This window comes from Burkholderia sp. KCJ3K979 (assembly GCF_016759955.1).
GTDB classification, from domain to species: Bacteria; Pseudomonadota; Gammaproteobacteria; order Burkholderiales; family Burkholderiaceae; genus Burkholderia; species Burkholderia orbicola.
Window position 1 is genome coordinate 1 of the sequence record NZ_JACFYV010000030.1, and the last position, 17,309, is coordinate 17,309.

Annotated in this window: 12 protein-coding genes and 1 pseudogene; 3 read left to right on the plus strand and 10 right to left on the minus strand. The window is 66.7% G+C overall.

The annotated features are described in order from the left end of the window. The 10 genes and pseudogenes from H3O04_RS09895 to H3O04_RS09940 form a co-directional block, all read right to left on the minus strand. Positions 1 to 281 (minus strand): annotated as a pseudogene (locus H3O04_RS09895) (cytochrome c); the annotation flags it as partial. A 289-nt stretch (positions 282 to 570) separates the two neighbouring features. Continuing rightward, the gene (locus H3O04_RS09900; RefSeq protein ID WP_202587597.1) at positions 571 to 1,839 is read right to left on the minus strand and encodes a hypothetical protein; all 1,269 of its coding nucleotides are present in this window, start codon (positions 1,837 to 1,839) and stop codon (positions 571 to 573) included. Then, positions 1,836 to 3,659, minus strand: a complete 1,824-nt coding sequence (glmS, locus tag H3O04_RS09905; RefSeq protein ID WP_202587598.1) for a glutamine--fructose-6-phosphate transaminase (isomerizing) — start codon at positions 3,657 to 3,659, stop codon at positions 1,836 to 1,838. The genes H3O04_RS09900 and glmS overlap by 4 nt, the downstream gene beginning before the upstream one ends. Before the next feature lie 118 nt (positions 3,660 to 3,777). Next, positions 3,778 to 4,266 carry a hypothetical protein gene (locus H3O04_RS09910; RefSeq protein ID WP_011547963.1) on the minus strand — a complete coding sequence of 163 codons (489 nt, stop codon included), beginning with the start codon at positions 4,264 to 4,266 and terminating at the stop codon, positions 3,778 to 3,780. Continuing rightward, on the minus strand, positions 4,244 to 5,515 hold the full coding sequence (pgaC, locus tag H3O04_RS09915; protein WP_011547962.1) for a poly-beta-1,6-N-acetyl-D-glucosamine synthase: 1,272 nt from the start codon (positions 5,513 to 5,515) through the stop codon (positions 4,244 to 4,246). The genes H3O04_RS09910 and pgaC overlap by 23 nt, the downstream gene beginning before the upstream one ends. Continuing rightward, positions 5,512 to 7,605 carry a poly-beta-1,6-N-acetyl-D-glucosamine N-deacetylase PgaB gene (gene pgaB / locus H3O04_RS09920; protein ID WP_124591570.1) on the minus strand — a complete coding sequence of 698 codons (2,094 nt, stop codon included), beginning with the start codon at positions 7,603 to 7,605 and terminating at the stop codon, positions 5,512 to 5,514. The genes pgaC and pgaB overlap by 4 nt, the downstream gene beginning before the upstream one ends. A 13-nt stretch (positions 7,606 to 7,618) precedes the next feature. After that, the gene (gene pgaA, locus H3O04_RS09925) at positions 7,619 to 10,249 is read right to left on the minus strand and encodes a poly-beta-1,6 N-acetyl-D-glucosamine export porin PgaA (protein WP_202587599.1); all 2,631 of its coding nucleotides are present in this window, start codon (positions 10,247 to 10,249) and stop codon (positions 7,619 to 7,621) included. A gap of 104 nt (positions 10,250 to 10,353) precedes the next feature. Continuing rightward, positions 10,354 to 11,130, minus strand: coding sequence for a hypothetical protein (locus tag H3O04_RS09930; protein ID WP_077179674.1), 777 nt, complete (start codon positions 11,128 to 11,130; stop codon positions 10,354 to 10,356). A gap of 67 nt (positions 11,131 to 11,197) precedes the next feature. Next, a complete protein-coding gene (locus tag H3O04_RS09935) occupies positions 11,198 to 11,623 on the minus strand; it encodes a hypothetical protein (protein ID WP_011547958.1) in 426 nt (141 codons plus the stop codon). Between the two features lie 632 nt (positions 11,624 to 12,255). Continuing rightward, on the minus strand, positions 12,256 to 13,251 hold the full coding sequence (locus tag H3O04_RS09940) for a LysR substrate-binding domain-containing protein (protein ID WP_011547957.1): 996 nt from the start codon (positions 13,249 to 13,251) through the stop codon (positions 12,256 to 12,258). Positions 13,252 to 13,838: 587 nt separating this feature from the next. On the opposite strand from H3O04_RS09940, the gene H3O04_RS09945 reads away from it, so the two are divergent. The 3 genes from H3O04_RS09945 to H3O04_RS09955 all read left to right on the plus strand — a co-directional run bounded on the left by H3O04_RS09945 (position 13,839) and on the right by H3O04_RS09955 (position 17,294). After that, positions 13,839 to 15,254 (plus strand): circularly permuted type 2 ATP-grasp protein, encoded by a 1,416-nt coding sequence (locus H3O04_RS09945; protein WP_023477240.1) that lies wholly within the window; start codon positions 13,839 to 13,841, stop codon positions 15,252 to 15,254. A gap of 64 nt (positions 15,255 to 15,318) precedes the next feature. Beyond that, complete coding sequence (locus tag H3O04_RS09950; protein ID WP_011547955.1) at positions 15,319 to 16,260, plus strand: alpha-E domain-containing protein; 942 nt, start codon at positions 15,319 to 15,321, stop codon at positions 16,258 to 16,260. 8 nt (positions 16,261 to 16,268) lie between these two features. Continuing rightward, positions 16,269 to 17,294 (plus strand): transglutaminase family protein, encoded by a 1,026-nt coding sequence (locus H3O04_RS09955; RefSeq protein WP_202587600.1) that lies wholly within the window; start codon positions 16,269 to 16,271, stop codon positions 17,292 to 17,294. The last annotated feature ends 15 nt before the right edge of the window (positions 17,295 to 17,309 follow it).

Genomic DNA, 17,309 nt, shown 5'->3' on the forward strand with positions numbered 1-17,309 from the left:
AAACCGTCGGCCGCGCGCGTTTCGAGCACGCCGTCGACCGGCAGCGGCGTGTCGCCGAGCAGTGCGGCGAACGGCACCGCGCGGAACGTCATCGGCCGCCCGTAGGCGATGTCGCGCGGCACGTGGATCTCGGTCGCATCGGCGCGCGCGAGCAAAGTCTGGCGGGTGAGGGCACGCGTCGTGCCGTCGGTATCGAGTTCGAGCGTGGACTGGGCCGACGCGCGTTGCCCGAGCAGGCAAACCGTCAGCAGCACGAGCGAAAACCACTGGCGCTTCAGCATTCGTTCTCCGGGAAGGGACGTTCCGGCGGCGGCAGGAGGCGGGACGCCGCGGCCGATGGAAGGAATCGGGCGACAGTCTAGCCGGTACGGGCGGCGCTGGCGAATCCGGCAGAGGAAAGGCGCGGCAGTTGGGGGCGGCCAGGCCCGCGACGGCGTGCCCGACTACCGGGCGGCCGAGTTGGCGAGGTGTTGTCTGTCGCGGCGTGATTCGGACGGCGGAAAGAAGAAGGGCACGGGGAGACACGTGGCCTGTCCGCGTTCACGACGACAGTGCGTTACCGGAGCGCCGTCAATGACTCGAACACGACACTTCGTTCTTCGGCATCGGCGTGTTCTGCTTCGGATCGAAATCGGCTTCGCGCAGCCCCGACGGCGTCAGCGACACGAAATGCATCGCCGTGCCGCGCGCCGGGAAGCCGGCGATGCCGGTCGAGCCCCACGGAATCGGCGAGCGCTGCACGCCGCTTACCTTCATGTCCGCCGGCGTGAGCGCGAGCGTCAGCAGCCGCCCGTCGCGGGTCGGCACGTACGCATGCGTGCCGACGACGCCGAGGCCCGATTCGCGTACCGACGCGGGCAGGCAATCGAGCGTCGCCGTGCGGCGGCCGTCCGGCGCGATCAGCATCGCGACGCCGCGCTCGTCCGCGGTCGTCGTGACGACGATGAAACGGTCGATCTCCGGCACATAGGCGGCTGAATACACGTAGTACTGGATCGCATCGTTCAGCGATCCGAGTTTGTCCAGTTTCGCGGTGACCGGATCGAACATCGCGTATTCGAGCGTCGCGTCCGTGCTGCCGTCGATGAATTTCTGCCACACGAGCAGCGCGTTGCGCGGCGAGCCCGCGATCACGGGCCACCACTCGCGGCGGCGCGGCGCGACCGCGACATGGTTCAGCACGCGCCCGGCCGCGTCGTAGGTTTTCAGGTAGACGCCGTTGCCGCTGCCGAGGTTGTCGACCCCGCCGCCGTTGACCCAGTCGGCCGAATAGAACACGACGAAGCGGTCGGCGACCGTCGCGACGTGACCCGAGTGGCCGCCCGATTCGACGTCGTTCGGGTAGGGCTTGATCGGCTTCAGGTCGCGGCGGTAGACGCCGTAGCGCTGGCTGACTTCCTGCGACGTATTCCAGCCGTCCTCGAACGTGACGAAGATGTCGCCGTGCGCGTTCTGCGCGATCGAGACGGGCTCCTGCGCCTCGGGGCGGCTGATGAACGTGCGCACCCGCAGCACGCGCGGCTCGCCGGGCGCCCATTCGCCGACGTATACGTCGTGCGGCCAGCTGCCGCCGCGCCGCGCGCCGCGCGGCACGATGCCCGAGCTGCTGAAGAACACCCAGCGTTTGCCGTCGCCGGCGTCGGCCACGCCGATGCCGTGCATGAAGCGCCGCGGGTCGCCGGTGTCCTGCGGCGCCGGGGCGCCCGGCACGGTGACCGTATGCACGACCGGCGCGCCGGCAAAGGCCGGCGGCGGCGCCGTGCCGATGCCGCCCGCGCCGCAGAGGGCAGCCATGGCCAGCCGCATGGCCGCCTGTACCGGGCGCGTTCGTCGCGTCATTCGACGGTCACCGATTTCGCGAGGTTGCGCGGCTTGTCGACGTCGGCGCCGCGCGCGCAGCCGACGTGATACGCGAGCAGTTGCAGCGGAATCACGTTGACGATCGGCGACAGCAGGTCGCCCGATTCGCGCACGCGGATCAGGTGCGTGTCGCGGTCGGCGTCGATCTCGAGCTGATTGCCGGCCAGCACGTAGAGCCGCCCGCCGCGCGCGCGCACCTCGGCCATGTTGGACTTCAGCTTCTGGAACAGGCGGTCGTCCGGCGCGATCGTGACGACCGGCATCGCGCTCGTGACGAGCGCGAGCGGTCCGTGCTTCAGTTCGCCGGCCGCATAGCCTTCCGCATGGATGTACGACACCTCCTTCAACTTCAGCGCGCCTTCCAGCGCGATCGGGAAATGGATGCCGCGCCCGGGGAACAGCGCGTTCTCGGTGCGGGCGAACTTCGTGGCCCAGCCCATGATCTGCGTTTCCAGCGCGAGCGCGTGGCTGATGCGATCGGGCAGCGCGCGCAATTGCTTCAGGTGCGTCGCGACTTGTGCGGCATCGAGCCGGCCGCGCAGTTGCGCGAGCGTCAGCGTCAGCACGAACAGCGCGACGAGCTGCGTGGTGAACGCCTTGGTCGACGCGACACCGAGTTCGGCGCCGGCTCGCGTCAGGAACCGCAGCGGCGCGTTGCGCGCGATCGTGCTGGTCGCGACGTTGCAGATCGCCATCGACAGGTCCTGGCCCATCGCACGCGCCTGCTCGATCGCGCCGATGGTGTCGGCCGTTTCGCCCGACTGCGAGATGCCGACGACGAGCGTGCGCGGATCGGCCACCGTGTCGCGGTAGCGGTATTCGCTGGCGATCTCGACCTGCGCCGGCACGCCCGCGATGCTTTCGAGCCAGTACTTCGCGGTCAGGCCCGCATAGTAGCTGGTGCCGCAGCCGAGCAGCAGCACGCTTCTCACCCGCGACAGCAGCGCGCGCGTGGCTTCCGTCGCGTCGAACAGCGCCGGCGAGATCGCGTCGATGCCGTCGAGCGTGCTGTCGATCGCCTTCGGCTGCTCGAAGATTTCCTTCTGCATGAAGTGCTGGTACGGGCCGAGCGCGGCGTCGTCCGCGCGCGCCTTCACTTCGCACAACGGACGCCGCGCTTCCTGCCCGCCCGCATCGACCACGGCGATGCGCTCCGGTGTGATCAGCGCGACGTCGCCATCCTCCAGGTACACGAAGCGGTCGGTCAGGTCGCCGAGCGCCGCGCAGTCGGACGCCAGGTAGTTCTGCTCGGCGCCGATGCCGATCACGAGCGGCGAGCCGGCGCGCGCGGCGACGAGGCGCTGCGGCTCGAGCGCACTGAGCACCGCGATCGCGTACGCACCGTGCAGCCGCTTGACGGCGCGTACGACCGCGTCGAACAGGTCGTCGCGATAGAGGCTGTGGATCAGGTGCGCGATGACTTCGGTATCGGTCTGCCCGCGGAACGTATAGCCGCGTTGCTTCAGTTCGACGCGCAGCGTGTCGTGGTTCTCGATGATCCCGTTGTGCACGACCGCGATCGTGTCGCCCGACATGATCGGGTGCGCGTTCATTTCGGACGGTGCGCCATGCGTCGCCCAGCGCGTATGCGCGATGCAGGTCTGCGCTTCGAGGCCGAGCGTCAGCACACGGTCCTGCAAGTCGGTCACGCGTCTCAACGTACGTTCGCTGCGCAGGCGGCCGTCGCCCTGCACGGCGATGCCGCACGAATCGTAGCCGCGATATTCGAGCCGGCTCAGCGCGTTGACCAGTTGCGGCACTTGATTGTTCCGGCCGCTTGCTCCGACGATTCCACACATGATTCACCTCGTCTCCAGGAAGTTGTCGACCAGCACGCGTCGCGCGCCGGCACGGTGTCGAAAGCGGAGCCACGTCGCGCGACAGGCGTCGCGCCCGGCGCGGCACGTTTCCGGCGATTTATTCGCGCGGTTGCGGCTCGGCATGCGCGATCCACTCGATGCCGGAAATCGACCCGTTCGCATCGTGCGACGCGACGAGAATGCGCGTCGTGCGTCGCGCGCCGCGCCGGCGCTCGCTCGCGAACGCGGTCGGCGGTACCGAGCGCACCTTCACGCTGGCCGAGCGCCGCAGCATCTTCGACACCCGCAACCGGTACGCGAGCGGATGCACGACGCGCCCCGCGATCAGCCACATGACGATCGTGCCGGCGATCAGCGCGATGCTCGTCACGTAGAACACGATCTGTTCGATCGGCATCTCGGCCTCGTTGAACGGCAGCAGGTAACGGTACGTATAGATGCAGATCGAGGCCCATACGCCGCCGACCAGCGCAGGCCGCACGAGACGGAACCACGCGACGAGCACGGGCCCGACGATGTTGCCGCGTTCGGCGATCATGTCGCGCGGTGCGCGCAGGGAAAGGTCAATAATCGGCGCGTTCTTCATGTTGAATGCCTCGGTCGGGACTGACCCAAACGGCGCGCTTGCCACGGCCCCGCAGCACGACGGCGGGCAGGGCGATGACGGTGGTGATCATGCTGATCAGCCAGAACGCGACGGGGTACCAGATGGTGTCAAGGAAGTACATCAGGAGTTTTTCGTCGTAACGACGATCGATCATGCTGCCGATGATCAGCTGCAGGATGCAGGTCGCGACCAGCAGCATCCCGTGCCAGTGCGGCACCACGGACACATGCCAGTTCGGCGGAAGCGGGTAGACGACGTCGATCAGCGCGAGCAGCAGGATGAACGTCATCGAGTACGCCCACGCGATGCCGATCAGGTATTCGGCGAACAGCGGCCACATCATCATCTGCGTCGGCCGCATCAGCGTGCCCGCGTACTTGAGCAGCACCTGGATGCCGCCCTTCGACCAGCGCAGCCGCTGCCGGTAGAGCCCCTTCACCGTCTCCGGCATCAGGATCCAGCTGAGCGCGTGCGGCTCGTACACGACGCGCCAGTCGCGGCATTGCAGCTTCCAGCTGATGTCGATGTCCTCGGTGAGCATGTCCGAGCTCCAGTAGCCGACGTCGGCGAGCGCCGTCTTGCGGAACATCGTGATCACGCCCGACACCGTGAAGATGCGGCCGTACACCTGCTGCGTGCGCTTGATCAGCCCGACGATCGACGAGAATTCGCCGACCTGCATGCGGCCGAGCAGCGACGTGCGCGTGCGGATGCGCGGGTTGCCGGTCACCGCGCCGACGCCCGGGTCGGTCAGGAAGTGCTCGAGCATCCAGCCGATCGCATCGTGCGCGAGCAGCGCGTCGCCGTCGATGCACAGCAGGTATTCCGCGTTCGACACGGCCGCCGCGGTCGTCAGCCCGACCGCCTTGCCTTCGTTGCGCGCGTGATGGATCACGAGCAGCCGCGGGATCTCGACGGCCAGCTCGTTGAGGATCTCGCCGGTGCGATCCTTGCTGCCGTCGTTGACCGCGATGATGTCGTAGTTCGGATACTGCATCCCGTTCAGGTGGCCGATCACGCTGCGCGCGTTCGCGGCTTCGTTGAAGCAGGGCACGACGATCGACACCTTCGGGATGCCGCTCGACGCGATCGTGCGCGTCGACAGCTCGCGGCCTTCCTCGAGCAGGAAGTAGTGCACGACGCCGCCGATCATCCACAGATACGACATGAAGAACGGATAGTAGAAGACGAAATCCTGCAGGCGCTGGATGAGGCTATGGGAGGTCATGGTGTCTTGGTTCCCTGCGAGTGCTGCATCTGCATCAGCGCGTTGATCGAGGTGGGGTCGAGGCGCGACTTCAGCGACATCACGTCGCGCATCGCGTCGAGTTCCGGCTGGCCGTTCAGGAAGTTGTCGGGGTAGTAGCCGAAATTCACGGCGCCCTCGCTGCGCAGCCGCCGCATCTGCGCGAGCAGCGTGCCGGCCGGCACCGCCTTCTGCCCGTGCCAGTCGTATGCCTGCAGTTCGAACACGGTGCGCTGCAGCCCGCGCTGCTTCGCGCGTACGGCCTTCACGAGCTGGTCCAGCCAGCCTTCCGGGTCTTTCGCCTGTTCCATGTACGGCATCGCCATCAGCGCGACGTAGTCGTAGGCGGCGAGGAAATCGTCGTAGTTCTGCGCGAACCACGCTTCCGATTCGGGCTTGAGCACCGGCATCGCGAAGATGTTGCGCGCGGTCAGCACGTCGCCGACGTTCTGGTGCGCCAGCACGATCTGCTCGAGCTGCCGGGTCATGTCGATCAGGTAGCGCGTCTTCTGGTGCGTCCAGCGCTTCATCAGGTCGGGGTTCTCGCGGATCTTGCCGACGTCGGCCGGCAACCCCCATTGCGAATAGGTGCGCAGCGCATGCCGGCCCCCATCCTCGTAGTCGTCGAGCACCGCGTCGTCGCTGAACAGGATGCCGCTGAACGACGCGTGCTTGCTGAGATCCTCGTAGATCTGCTGGATCATCAGCCGTGCATCGGGATCGAACGGACTCAGCCGGAACACGCGCGTGCCGTTCTCTCTAGCCGGCGCACCGCCGAACGCGCTCACGGCCTGGAGCGAGCGGAGTTTGTCGGCGGGCGGCCGGAACGCGAGCACCGGCATCCACGCGTACACCTGTACGTTGGCGCGCGTATTGAGTTGCCACGCGGCACGCGAGAACAGGTCGGAACGCATCGGCAGATGCCGGTTCGGGAAATACACCGCCTCGGCCACGCCCGTGCCCTTCGGGTCCGCAAACGCCTGCAGGTACACCGATTTCGGCTGCATCCGGTAGATGCGCTCGATCAGCTTGCCGAGATTCGCTTCCTGCCGTGCGGGATCGGGATCGTAGACCTGGTCGAGATCGACCTGCACGGTGCGCTCGGGCACGTCGACGTCGCCGCGGTTCGACGCCGGTTCGCGCATCGAGCGCTCGAACCCGCCGATGTCGACGTCGTACATCATCAGGATCCGTCTCAGCCGGTCGAGCGGCACGTCCGGCGTATTCGGGCCGGCATCGAGGCTGAACTGGACGTCCATGCCGAGCGACGTCGAAATATTGCGCACGGGCTGGTTTTCCGCGCCGTACGGCCACACCATCGAGCGCGCGACGATACCGGTGCGTTCGCGGATCTGCCGCACGCACGTCTGCAGGTCGTCGTGCACGCGGGCGTGGAACTCGGCGTCGGTCTCGTAGCGTTTCTGATCTTGCAGGTAGAGATGCGACGTGGTCGCCGGCAACTCGTTGCCTTGCGGATTCGCGACCGCGCCATGGTGGAGATTGTGGGTGTGGCAGCCGAGCTCGACGAATTCCGACTGGCCGAGCTTCTTCACCTCGTCCCACGACAGGAAGTAGTCGCGCGGCACCTGCACCTTGTCGCTGATGCGGATCGGCGTATCCGGCGGCGTGTCGATCCATGCGGTGACGAGCCCCATCACGGCCGGATACTTGAAGCGCTCGAGCAGCGGCAGCACTTTCGTGTAGTGGCTGCGGAAGCCATCGTCGAACGTGAGCAGCACGGAGCGCGGCGGCAGCGGCTTGCCGCCGCGGCGCGACTCTTCGATCTGCTTGACCGTGATGGTGTGGTAGTTGTTGGTCTGCAGCCACGAGAAGATCGCGGTGAGCGTGCCGGTATCGACCGCGAACGGATCGATGATCGCGGTCGGCGACGAGAACGACGCCATCAGGTTGTCGCGCACGTCGTGCATGCAGATCACGCGAAACGTCTTGCCGTCGGCCGGATCGGACGGCGGCAGCAGATCGATCATCTTGGCGCCGGTCACGCCCGGGAACAGCGAACAGGCGGCAAACGTGCCGAGGCATCCGCACATGAAGGTCCGTCTGGATTGCATTCAGAGCTCCTTGCTAAAACGGCAGGTTGAGCGACAGGAAGCCGGTTTCGGAGCGTTCGCGCTGGCCGTCGTATGCGTGGCTGCTGATCTCGACGCCGTAGCTCAGCGTGATGTCGTGCTTGAACGTCCACGCGTGCTCGAGGCGCGCGCTCCACAGCGGGCTGGTGCCGAAGCCGCGCTCGTTGTACACGCCGCCCGATACCGACACGCGCTGTTGCAGCCCCGTGTCACCTTTCTTCCACAGCGTCAGCTGATGCATCACGGTCGCCGCGGCCGCGTAGTCGCGACCGGGGCTGAAGTAGGGCGCGTCCTGGCGCGTGTTGCTGTCGGTGCCGAGATTCAGCGAGACGTTGACGAGCTGGTTCGCGGACGTGTACACGCGCTGCGTGGCGGTCGCCGCGATCTCCTGGTGCAGGTTCGAATCGCTGTAGCGGCTCACGCCGTAGCTCAGCTTGACTTCGCGCCGGTCGTTCTGGCGATACACGACTTCGACGTTCGCGGAGCGGCCCCAGATGTGCGCGGCATACGCCTTCCACGGCAGCGAGTTGTCGTTGGTGTCCAGCCCGGCGCCGACCGTCCAGTAGTCGTTCAGCGCGTACGCGATCGTCCCGCGACCGCCGGTCCGGCCGTCCCCGCCCATCGAACGCGTGACCTCGCCCAGCACGGTGAGCGGCCCGTGCCGATAGTCGCCGCCGATGCCGGTGCGCGTGCGGCTGACGCTGCCGCCGTCGGTTTGCGCATGGCCGAAGAACGTATGCGAGAAGACCCGCCAGTTGTCGCCGAACGGTTGCGAATAGATGTAGCTGTCCGACGTGAAGCTGTTGTCGGCCAGTGCGCTGTTACCGTGCTCGAAGCTCAGGTCGGTCGTGAACACCGGGCTGCGGTAGGCGTTGTAGTCGCGCTTGAAGCTGCGCACGGAGCCGCTGTCCGGGAACGTGTTGCCCAGGGTCTGGTCGACGGTCTTCGCGGTCGCGTAGTCGTCTGCCGTGAGCGATGCGCGGCCGAGGCCCGCGAGCATCTCGACGCTGTCCGGGTGATCGGTCAGCGATGCGCGATACATCGAGATCGCCTGGCGCGGATGCGACTGGCCCGACACGGCGTCGGCGTGCGCGGCACGGACCTCGGCGTTGAACGGCACCTCTTTCTCGAGCTGTTCGAGGGCGGCGATGCCCTGGTCGACGTGACCCGTGAAGATCAGGTACTGCGCGCGCAGCCGGTAGTAGCGCAGATAGTCGCTTTCTCCCGGACCGACGTTGGTCACCTGCTTGACCGGCGGCAGCGACTTCTCCATGTCGTCGAGCACCTGCTTCGCTTCGGGCGCGCGCGCCTGGTCGACGTACGACCAGAACAGCCCTTCGCGCAGCTCGATCGGCTGCGTGCGGGCGCCATACTGGAAGCCGCGGGTCGCGCGATCGGTTGGCGACGCGGTGGCCTGCTGCAACGCCCGCGCGTACACGGTGTTCGCCTTGGCCGGCTCGCTCAGGTACAGGTACGCATCGCCGACGGCCGCCAGCGCGTCGATCGAGATCTCCGCGTTGGACGGAATCGTCTCGAACGTCGTGACGGCCGCCTTCATGTCGCCGCGTGCGGCGAGGGCGACCACCCGGTCACCGGCGAGCGCCGTGCGGACCGGCGTGTACTCCGGCGTGGCCGGTATCCGCTTGTCGAGGTCGTCGGCGGCGCGCAGCGCGTTGTCGAGCCCGTCGAAGCGGTCCGAGCTCGTCATCGAACGCGACTTGTCGCGTCCGCCGCGTACCTGCTGGCGAATCGACAGTTCTTCCAGTTGCGCGATGTCGACGGCGGAGAATGCATCGGGCCGGGCCTTCGCTTCGTCGAGCGCCTTGACCGCGCCGCCGCTGGCCGCGAGGCCGAACACGTCGTTGCGCACCGTCGCGACGTCGGCGGTGCGAAGATTCGGCGCCTGCGCATTCGGCGCCTCGACGTCGGGTCCTTGCGATCGCTGGATCGCCTCGCCGGGGAGCTGCGCGCCCGGTGACTGTGAACCCGGTTGCCGGGACGACGGCGGCTCGACGCCAGGCGGCTGGGCCGCGGGCGTGGGCGAGTTCGGCATCGGCGTGCCGGATGCCTGCGCGACGAGCGTCGGCGTAGCCGGCGGTGCGGGGGGCGCGGTTTGGGCGAGTTGTTGAGGTGCATCCGACGTTGGCACGCGTGGTGCCGGCGCATCCGGCGGCACCGTGTCGAATGCCTGCGCAAGCAGCATCGGCGCATTCGGCGCGTGCGCGGCCGGCGCAGGTGCATTCGACGCGGTTGCGTCCGGCACCGGAGCACTCGGTTGCGCTGCATCCGGGTCCACGACGACGGTGGTCGGCATCGCGGGGCTCGCCTGCGCGATCTGCATCGACGCATCCGAGGCCCGTGCGATCGGCGTCGGCGCATGAGGGGGCTGCGTGCCCGAACCCTGGGCGGCCTGCGTCGATGCGCCCGTCGGCTGCAGGTCGGGCGGCAGCGCATCCGGCGCACCATGGGAGCCGGCGATTGCACTCGCGTCGCGCGGCTTCGCGTCGCCTTCGGCGGCAAGGCACGGGCCGGATGCGACGAGCAGGCACAGCAACGGCGCATGCAGGAGGACCCGCCGGTTCGGCGGAACGACGGTGGTGCATTGTTGTTGACGATTGTTAGCCACGATGTCTCCTCACTTTGAAACGATCACATCGGTTGCACGCCCGACGGCGTGCTTCGCCGGCTATCGCGTCGCCGGGCGGCGAGGCCCGGCGGCATCCGGTCGGTTTACAGGCGGTTGCGGACCGCTTGTCCGAGCAACGCGCGCGATTCGCTGTTCGTCGGATCGATGGCGAGTGCACGGCTCGCGTTCTGCTCCACACAGCTCCATTCGTCGATCCGTGCGCACCAGCGCGCCCTGGCCAGAGCGCGGGCACCTTCCACTTCGTCGTGCGTGACGCTGGTGGCCTCCATGTGCGCCGTGCCGGCGATATACGACTGAGGTTGCAGTCTCGGCCCGGGGTCGGGATGTTTTCTCGTGCGCGCCAGCGCCTGCGAACGTGACGTCCGGTGCGCATCGCCCGGACGCGTCGTGCGGCTGCCGGTCGACGCGGCGTGCGGGGCGGCCGCGAGCCGGGTCGGCGGCACGTGTGCGGGGCGCGGGTGTTGCGTGGCCGAACCTGTCGCCGCTTGCGGCGGTACGGCCGGCACGGCCGGTTCGGCCGCGGCCGACAGGGCCGGCGTGGCCGACGCCGAAGGCGTCACCGGCCCGGCCTGCGCGACCGTCGACGTCGAGCCGGCGGGCGCGACGGGCGCCTCGGTGCCGGACGCGCCGCCGGTCGCCGCCACGATGAGCTTGCGGTAGTTGCCAACGGCGGTTCCGATCACGCCGGCGATATCGTGCGTCACGCTCGCATGGCCGATCCTCGCGTCTCGCTCGACGTACGCGAAGGCACCGAAGATCGCGGCAAATGCAGCGACGCTGAGCGCCGCATTCTTTCCCGGACCCCACGAGGGTTTCGGCTGACGGGCGGGCGAGCCGTCCGGTCGTTCTGCACGGGGCATTCAAGACTCCTTGATTCGATGCGTTCTCCGAATGACGCGATCGGAGCGGGGCGGCGCGACGCGACGTTCACCATCGCAACTGCGTGGTGAGCGTGCCCGTCTCGACGATCGCGAACTGGGTGGCTCCCTGATAGGTCCCCTCGACCCGATAGCTCGCATCCGGCACGCTGAACAGGCAGCGCGATCCCGGGGCGTTGAATTCGACGAGCACGCGCCCATGCCGGCGCAGGCGCACCTGCACGTTGGACAGGGGCTGCCCGGTGCTCCCGGACAGGAACGACACGCCCAGGTTGTACGGGCGTCCGTCAGGGGGAAGCGGCGCGGTACCGTCGATCCGTGCGTCGCCGCAGATATACGAAATCACGTACCGGTTTGCCCCCGGACCGGACGCCGGCGGCGGAGCCGCCGGTGTCTGGGCCATGGCGTTCATGCAGAGCGTGGAAAGCACGACGCTCAGGAAAGGGCGAGCCTGCTGTCGAAGCGAGGGTGACATTGCAATCTCCCGTCCGGAATCGATGACGCGCATCGACCCCGAGTCGAATTTGCCAACGTTCTTTTTGCGACACGCTATTGATACACGATGGTTTTTGAACCAACAACCGCGTGTGGCCCGAATGGGACGAGAGAAAAGATCCTATTTAAATAGGATAAAGACGCATTTATGAGGAGCGCTTACTGCTGAATAAAGGCGATATTGCCGAACATGAAAATTGCTACTCGGTAGCGATGATCGAGCACGCTTTGGATTACGTCGGAGGTATCGACGTTCGTGCCGAAAGATAACGACTGATAAAAGAAACTATTGCGCCTGTATTCAAGGCGAATCGATGAAGATCCGGATACAGATCGCACATCATGAAATGAGGGTGCGACGTTTTTGATGATTCCGTCAGTTACAGGTAAATCGAAACTTGTGTAACAAGGTATTTCTGTCTGGAAAAGCGGGCCGATTATTCTTACTTAATACGGAAAACAGTAAAAAATACGACATGAATCGCAAACGTTTGCGTGTTCTGAAAATCGATTAAGAGCTGTTGAGGGATTTTACGGAGTCCGACGGGATTATCGATTGCTATCGGGAGAACGCGTATTCGCGCCATGGATATCCACGGCGCGAATACGCCATCAGCGGCTGCCGCCCGCGCTTCGTCGTGCGCTGCGCATCGCCGGCGCGGCCGCTTCTTCAGTACCGATCGCACCGTCGATCGCCGCGCGCGGCCGGTTCATGATGTAGGCCCACAGTTGCTCGGCCGCGAGCCCGCGCTTGCGCGCCGATCGATACAGGCGGATTTCGAGTTCGGTGATCCAGTCGCCGGTGCCCGCGCACACGAGCGTGCCGTCGGCGAGCTCCTTCGCGACGCAGCTTTCCGGCAGCCAGCCGATGCCGTGCCCGGCCACGACCATGCCTTTCAGCGCCTCGGACATGTGCGTCTCGAAGCACCGGTGCAGCACGTACGGCTCGGTCGCATTCAGCAGCAGCATCTCGACGATGTTGCCGAGAAAGGCGCCCGACGAATACGCGAGCAGCGGCAGCGGGGCATCCGGCGTGCCGGGCAGCTGGAACACCGGCTTGCCGCGCGCGTCGGGCGACGACACGGGCAGGATCCGCTCGACGCCGAGGCTGACGAACGGGAAGTGGTTCGGGTCGAGCACGATCGGCAACTGCGGATGGTGATAGCCGAGCAGCAGGTCGCATTCGCCTTCGACCAGCTGCTGCACGCCTTCCGGCACGTTCACCGCATTGACGCGGGCAGTGACGTGGCCGACCTCGCTATTGAGCTGCTTGAGCCATTCGGGAAACAGCGTGAACACCAGCGTATGCGCGACGGCGAAGCGCACGACCTGGTCGCTCGCCGCGAACTGGTCGTAGCCGTTCACGAGATTGCGCGCCGCATACATGCTGCGCAGGATGTCCGCGGCGAGCCCGCGGAACATCTGGCCGGCCGGCGTCAGCGCGACCGGATTGATGCTCCGGTCCACCAGCTTCGCATCCATCCAGGTTTCAAGCGCGGCGATTCGCCTGCTGAACGCCGACTGCGTCAGGTGCCGATGACGCGCGGCCCGGGAAAAGCTCTTGGTATCCGCAAGGCTCAGGAAATCTTCCAGCCACTTTGCTTCCATTTCGATCTTCGCTTTTTATAGTCGGGCGCCTGAAAGGCGGCGCCGTCTGCTGCACCAACGTTCTAGCGTACCGCGCATCGCGCCGGTCGGGCCGATGTTTTTTTTCGATCGGTGTCAGTCGAAATATGCATGGGCGTTGTCGGCGGGATTACGGCTGCATAGCGTTGAGGGGCCGGACCGGTTAACCGGACAGTTCATCGCGTCGGACTGTCCGGGCCCGCCTGGACGGCACTTCCCCCGGGCCGGCTGCGCCGTGTGCGTGCCGGCCCGCCCGTTCATGGTCGTTTCGGGGGCGTCGGCTCGCCGCTTTTGGTGCAGTGCAGATTGCACATCCGTGACACGTGGGAGAACTATGTTCGTCGGACGCGGCGCAGCATCGATCGTGCACGCTCGCGGCGCACCGCAAGCGCCCGGCGCGTCCGAGGTTGCACCGTTGTGGTGCGTAATGCCGCGCAGGCATGCCTGACGCGGCGCGAAAAACAGGGGGATATCGAGCAGATCGAGCAAGGCACGTTCCTTGCAAAGCATTCAGTACGCCGGTCCGGCATGCGCAATGCCGGGGAAAACGATCGATGGAGAGAAGATCGATGAAGCCATTCGATGAAATGCTGCAATCCGGCGACATGGTAAGGGCGCCTTACGCGCGCCTGAAGCAATGGCTCGACACGCAGAATCCTGCGAGCCTCGCCCAGAAGGCCCACGACGCGGAAGGCGTGTTCCGCAAGACGGGCATCACGTTCGCCGTCTACGGCGACGCGGAGGCCGCCGAGCGGCTGATTCCGTTCGACATCGTCCCGCGCATCATCTCGGGGGCGGAATGGAGCCGCCTGTCGCTCGGCATCGAGCAGCGCGTGATGGCGCTGAACGCGTTCCTCGACGACATTTACCACCGTCAGGAAATCGTGCGCGCGGGCATCGTGCCGAAGCACCTGATCGCGCACAACGACGCGTTCATCCCCGAGATGATCGATTTCCGGCCGCCCGGCAACGTTTACACGCACATCATCGGTGTCGACATCGTGCGCACCGGCGAGAACGCGTTCTACGTGCTGGAGGACAACGCGCGCACGCCGTCCGGCGTGTCGTACATGCTGGAAAACCGCGAAACGATGATGCAGCTCTTTCCCGAGCTGTTCCAGCAGGTGAAGGTGCGCCCGGTCGAAACCTATCCGCAGATGCTGCGCCAGTCGCTCGCGGCCGTGTGCCCGCCGGGCGGCAATGCCGACAACCCGACCATCGCGGTGCTCACGCCCGGCATCCACAATTCCGCGTACTACGAGCATTCGTTCCTCGCCGACCAGATGGGCGTGCACCTCGTCGAAGGCAGCGACCTGCAGGTGATCGACGGGCGCGTCGCGATGCGCACGACCGAAGGCTTCCAGCCGATCGACGTGCTGTACCGCCGCGTCGACGACGCGTTCCTCGACCCGCTCACGTTCCGCCCGGATTCGGTGCTCGGCGTGGCCGGCATCATGGACGTGTACCGCGCGGGCAACATCACGATCGCGAACGCGCCCGGCACCGGCATCGCCGACGACAAGGCGATCTACTCGTACATGCCGGAGATCGTCGAGTTCTACACGGGCCGCAAGGCGCTGCTGGAGAACGTGCCGACCTGGCGCTGCGGCGAGGCCGACAGCCTGAAGTACGTGCTCGCGCATCTCGACGAACTGGTCGTGAAGGAAGTGCACGGCTCGGGCGGCTACGGGATGCTGGTCGGGCCGTGCGCGTCGAAGGCCGAACTCGAGGCATTTTCCGCGAAGCTGCGCGCGCGTCCCGCGAATTACATCGCGCAACCGACGCTCGCGCTGTCCACGACGCCGATCCTGACCGACGCCGGCCTCGCGCCGCGCCACGTCGACCTGCGGCCGTTCGTGCTGGTGTCGGACCGGATCCGCATCACGCCGGGCGGGCTCACGCGCGTCGCGCTGCAGGAAGGATCGCTCGTCGTCAACTCGAGCCAGGGCGGCGGCACCAAGGACACCTGGGTGCTGGCCGACTGAGCCGGGCACGACCGCGCGCGCCGGAGCCGGCGCGCGAACCGAACGAAGACGGAGTGGACACGAGATGCTTCTGGGACGTACTGCAAGCGGCCTCTACTGGATGTACCGCTATATCGAGCGCGCGGAGAACATCGCGCGGATCGTGGATGCCGGGCTGCGGATGGCGCTCACGCGCACGGCCGACGCGCCGGCCGAATGGTCGTCGGTGCTCGTCAGCTCGGGCGCCGACGACGGCTATCGGGAGAAATACGACGCGTATGCGGCCGACACCGTGACCGACTACCTGCTGCGCGACCGCGACAACCCGTCGAGCGTGCTGTCGTGCATCGAGGCCGCGCGCTCGAACGCGCGGATGGTGCGCACGGCGCTCACGCGCGAGGCGTGGGAAAGCGTGAACGGCGCGTGGCTCGCGTTGCGGCGCGCGCTGGCGCAGCCGGTGCCGGAAAGCGAGCTGCCGGCCGTGCTCGACGAAGTGAAGCGCGAAACCGCGCTGATCCTCGGCAGCTTCTACAGCACGATGCTGCGCAACGAGATCTTCGATTTCGCGCAGATCGGCGCCTTCATCGAACGCGCGGACAACACCGCGCGGATCATCGACGTGAAGTATCACCTGCTGCTGCCGTCGGTGTCGCACGTCGGCACGATCCTCGACAACTACCAGTGGGAGACGATCCTGCGCTGCGTCGCCGCGCACCGTTCGTATCGCTGGGTGTACGACGTGCAGTACAAGCCGCTGAACATCGCCGACTACCTGATCCTGAACGGCCGCATGCCGCGTTCGCTGCGCTATTGCTACGGACGCGTCGTGTCGAGCCTGAACCTGCTCGCGAAGGATTACGGCGTGACACACCCGTGTCACGACACGGCCACGAAGATTCTGCAACTGCTGTCCGATACCTCGGTCGAGCGGATCTTCAAGAGCGGCCTGCACGAGTTCCTGACCGACTTCATCGGCCGCAACAACAGCCTCGGGCTCGAAATTGCCCAGGCTTACAACTTCGACTGAGACTTGCCATGCGACTCGCCATTCGACACATTTCGCGTTATCAGTTCGACGATCAAGCCAGCCATGCGCTGCAACGGCTGCGCCTGCGCCCGCAGTCGGGCCCCGGCCAGACGGTGCGCGCGTGGCAGGTCACGATCGACGGGGTCGAGCCGACGCTGTCTTACGCCGACGGGCTCGGCAACCGGATCGATCTCGTGCGTCATGATCGCGGCGCGAAGACCGAGATCGTCGTCGTGGCGGCCGGCGTCGTCGAAACGCAGGACCGCGCGGGCATCATCGGGAATCCCGAAGGCTATGCGCCGCCGTGGATCTTCGAGCGCGAGACCGCGCTCACGAAGGCGGGCGAGACCGTGCGCGAGCTCGCTCAGGCGCTGCCGATCGAGCCGCACGGCCTCGACGCATTGCACTGGCTGATGACGGAAGTGCACGGCCGCATCGCGTACGCGCCGAACGTGGCGGCCGACGCCGCCGTCGATGCGGAAACCGCGCTGCAAAGCGGCGAGGGCACGAGCCGCGACCATGCGCACGCGTTCATCGCGGCCGCCCGCGTGCTGAAGATCCCCGCGCGCTACATCTCGGGCTACGTGCTGGCCGACAGCGCGATGCAGCGCATCGCCGACGCGAAGCAGAACGCGGGCGACGTCGAGGAGGAGGAAGCGCTCGCGCTGCAGAGCGGCGACGGCATGCAGCAGGTGCTCGGCGCGTCGCATGCCGCGCAATCGCAATCGCAATCGCAGTCGCAATCGCAAGGGCAGTCGCAGTCGCAATCCCAGGGGCAGTCGCCGACGGCGCTCGGCGCGCAGCCGCAAGCCACGGTGCTGTCGCAGCAGCCGGCCGGCCACGCATGGGCCGAGGCCTATGTCGAAGGGCTTGGCTGGGTCGGCTTCGACCCGTTCATGAACCGTTGCCCGGACGAACGCTACGTGCGCATCGCGGTCGGCCTCGACCATCGCGACGCGCAGCCGGTGACGGGGCTCGGCGCGACGGCCGTCGGCGTCGAGATCAGCGTCGTGCAGACGCCGGAACTCGTCTGATCCGCGGCACGCCTT

Excerpts from the sequence above, each read along its gene's own strand:
- H3O04_RS09900 (WP_202587597.1), bottom strand. The coding sequence starts at position 1,839 with ATGACGCGACGAACGCGCCCGGTACAGGCGGCCATGCGGCTGGCCATG.
- glmS (WP_202587598.1), bottom strand. The coding sequence starts at position 3,659 with ATGTGTGGAATCGTCGGAGCAAGCGGCCGGAACAATCAAGTGCCGCAA.
- H3O04_RS09910 (WP_011547963.1), bottom strand. The coding sequence starts at position 4,266 with ATGAAGAACGCGCCGATTATTGACCTTTCCCTGCGCGCACCGCGCGAC.
- pgaC (WP_011547962.1), bottom strand. The coding sequence starts at position 5,515 with ATGACCTCCCATAGCCTCATCCAGCGCCTGCAGGATTTCGTCTTCTAC.
- pgaB (WP_124591570.1), bottom strand. The coding sequence starts at position 7,605 with ATGCAATCCAGACGGACCTTCATGTGCGGATGCCTCGGCACGTTTGCC.
- H3O04_RS09930 (WP_077179674.1), bottom strand. The coding sequence starts at position 11,130 with ATGCCCCGTGCAGAACGACCGGACGGCTCGCCCGCCCGTCAGCCGAAA.
- H3O04_RS09935 (WP_011547958.1), bottom strand. The coding sequence starts at position 11,623 with ATGTCACCCTCGCTTCGACAGCAGGCTCGCCCTTTCCTGAGCGTCGTG.
- H3O04_RS09940 (WP_011547957.1), bottom strand. The coding sequence starts at position 13,251 with ATGGAAGCAAAGTGGCTGGAAGATTTCCTGAGCCTTGCGGATACCAAG.
- H3O04_RS09945 (WP_023477240.1), top strand. The coding sequence starts at position 13,839 with ATGAAGCCATTCGATGAAATGCTGCAATCCGGCGACATGGTAAGGGCG.
- H3O04_RS09950 (WP_011547955.1), top strand. The coding sequence starts at position 15,319 with ATGCTTCTGGGACGTACTGCAAGCGGCCTCTACTGGATGTACCGCTAT.
- H3O04_RS09955 (WP_202587600.1), top strand. The coding sequence starts at position 16,269 with ATGCGACTCGCCATTCGACACATTTCGCGTTATCAGTTCGACGATCAA.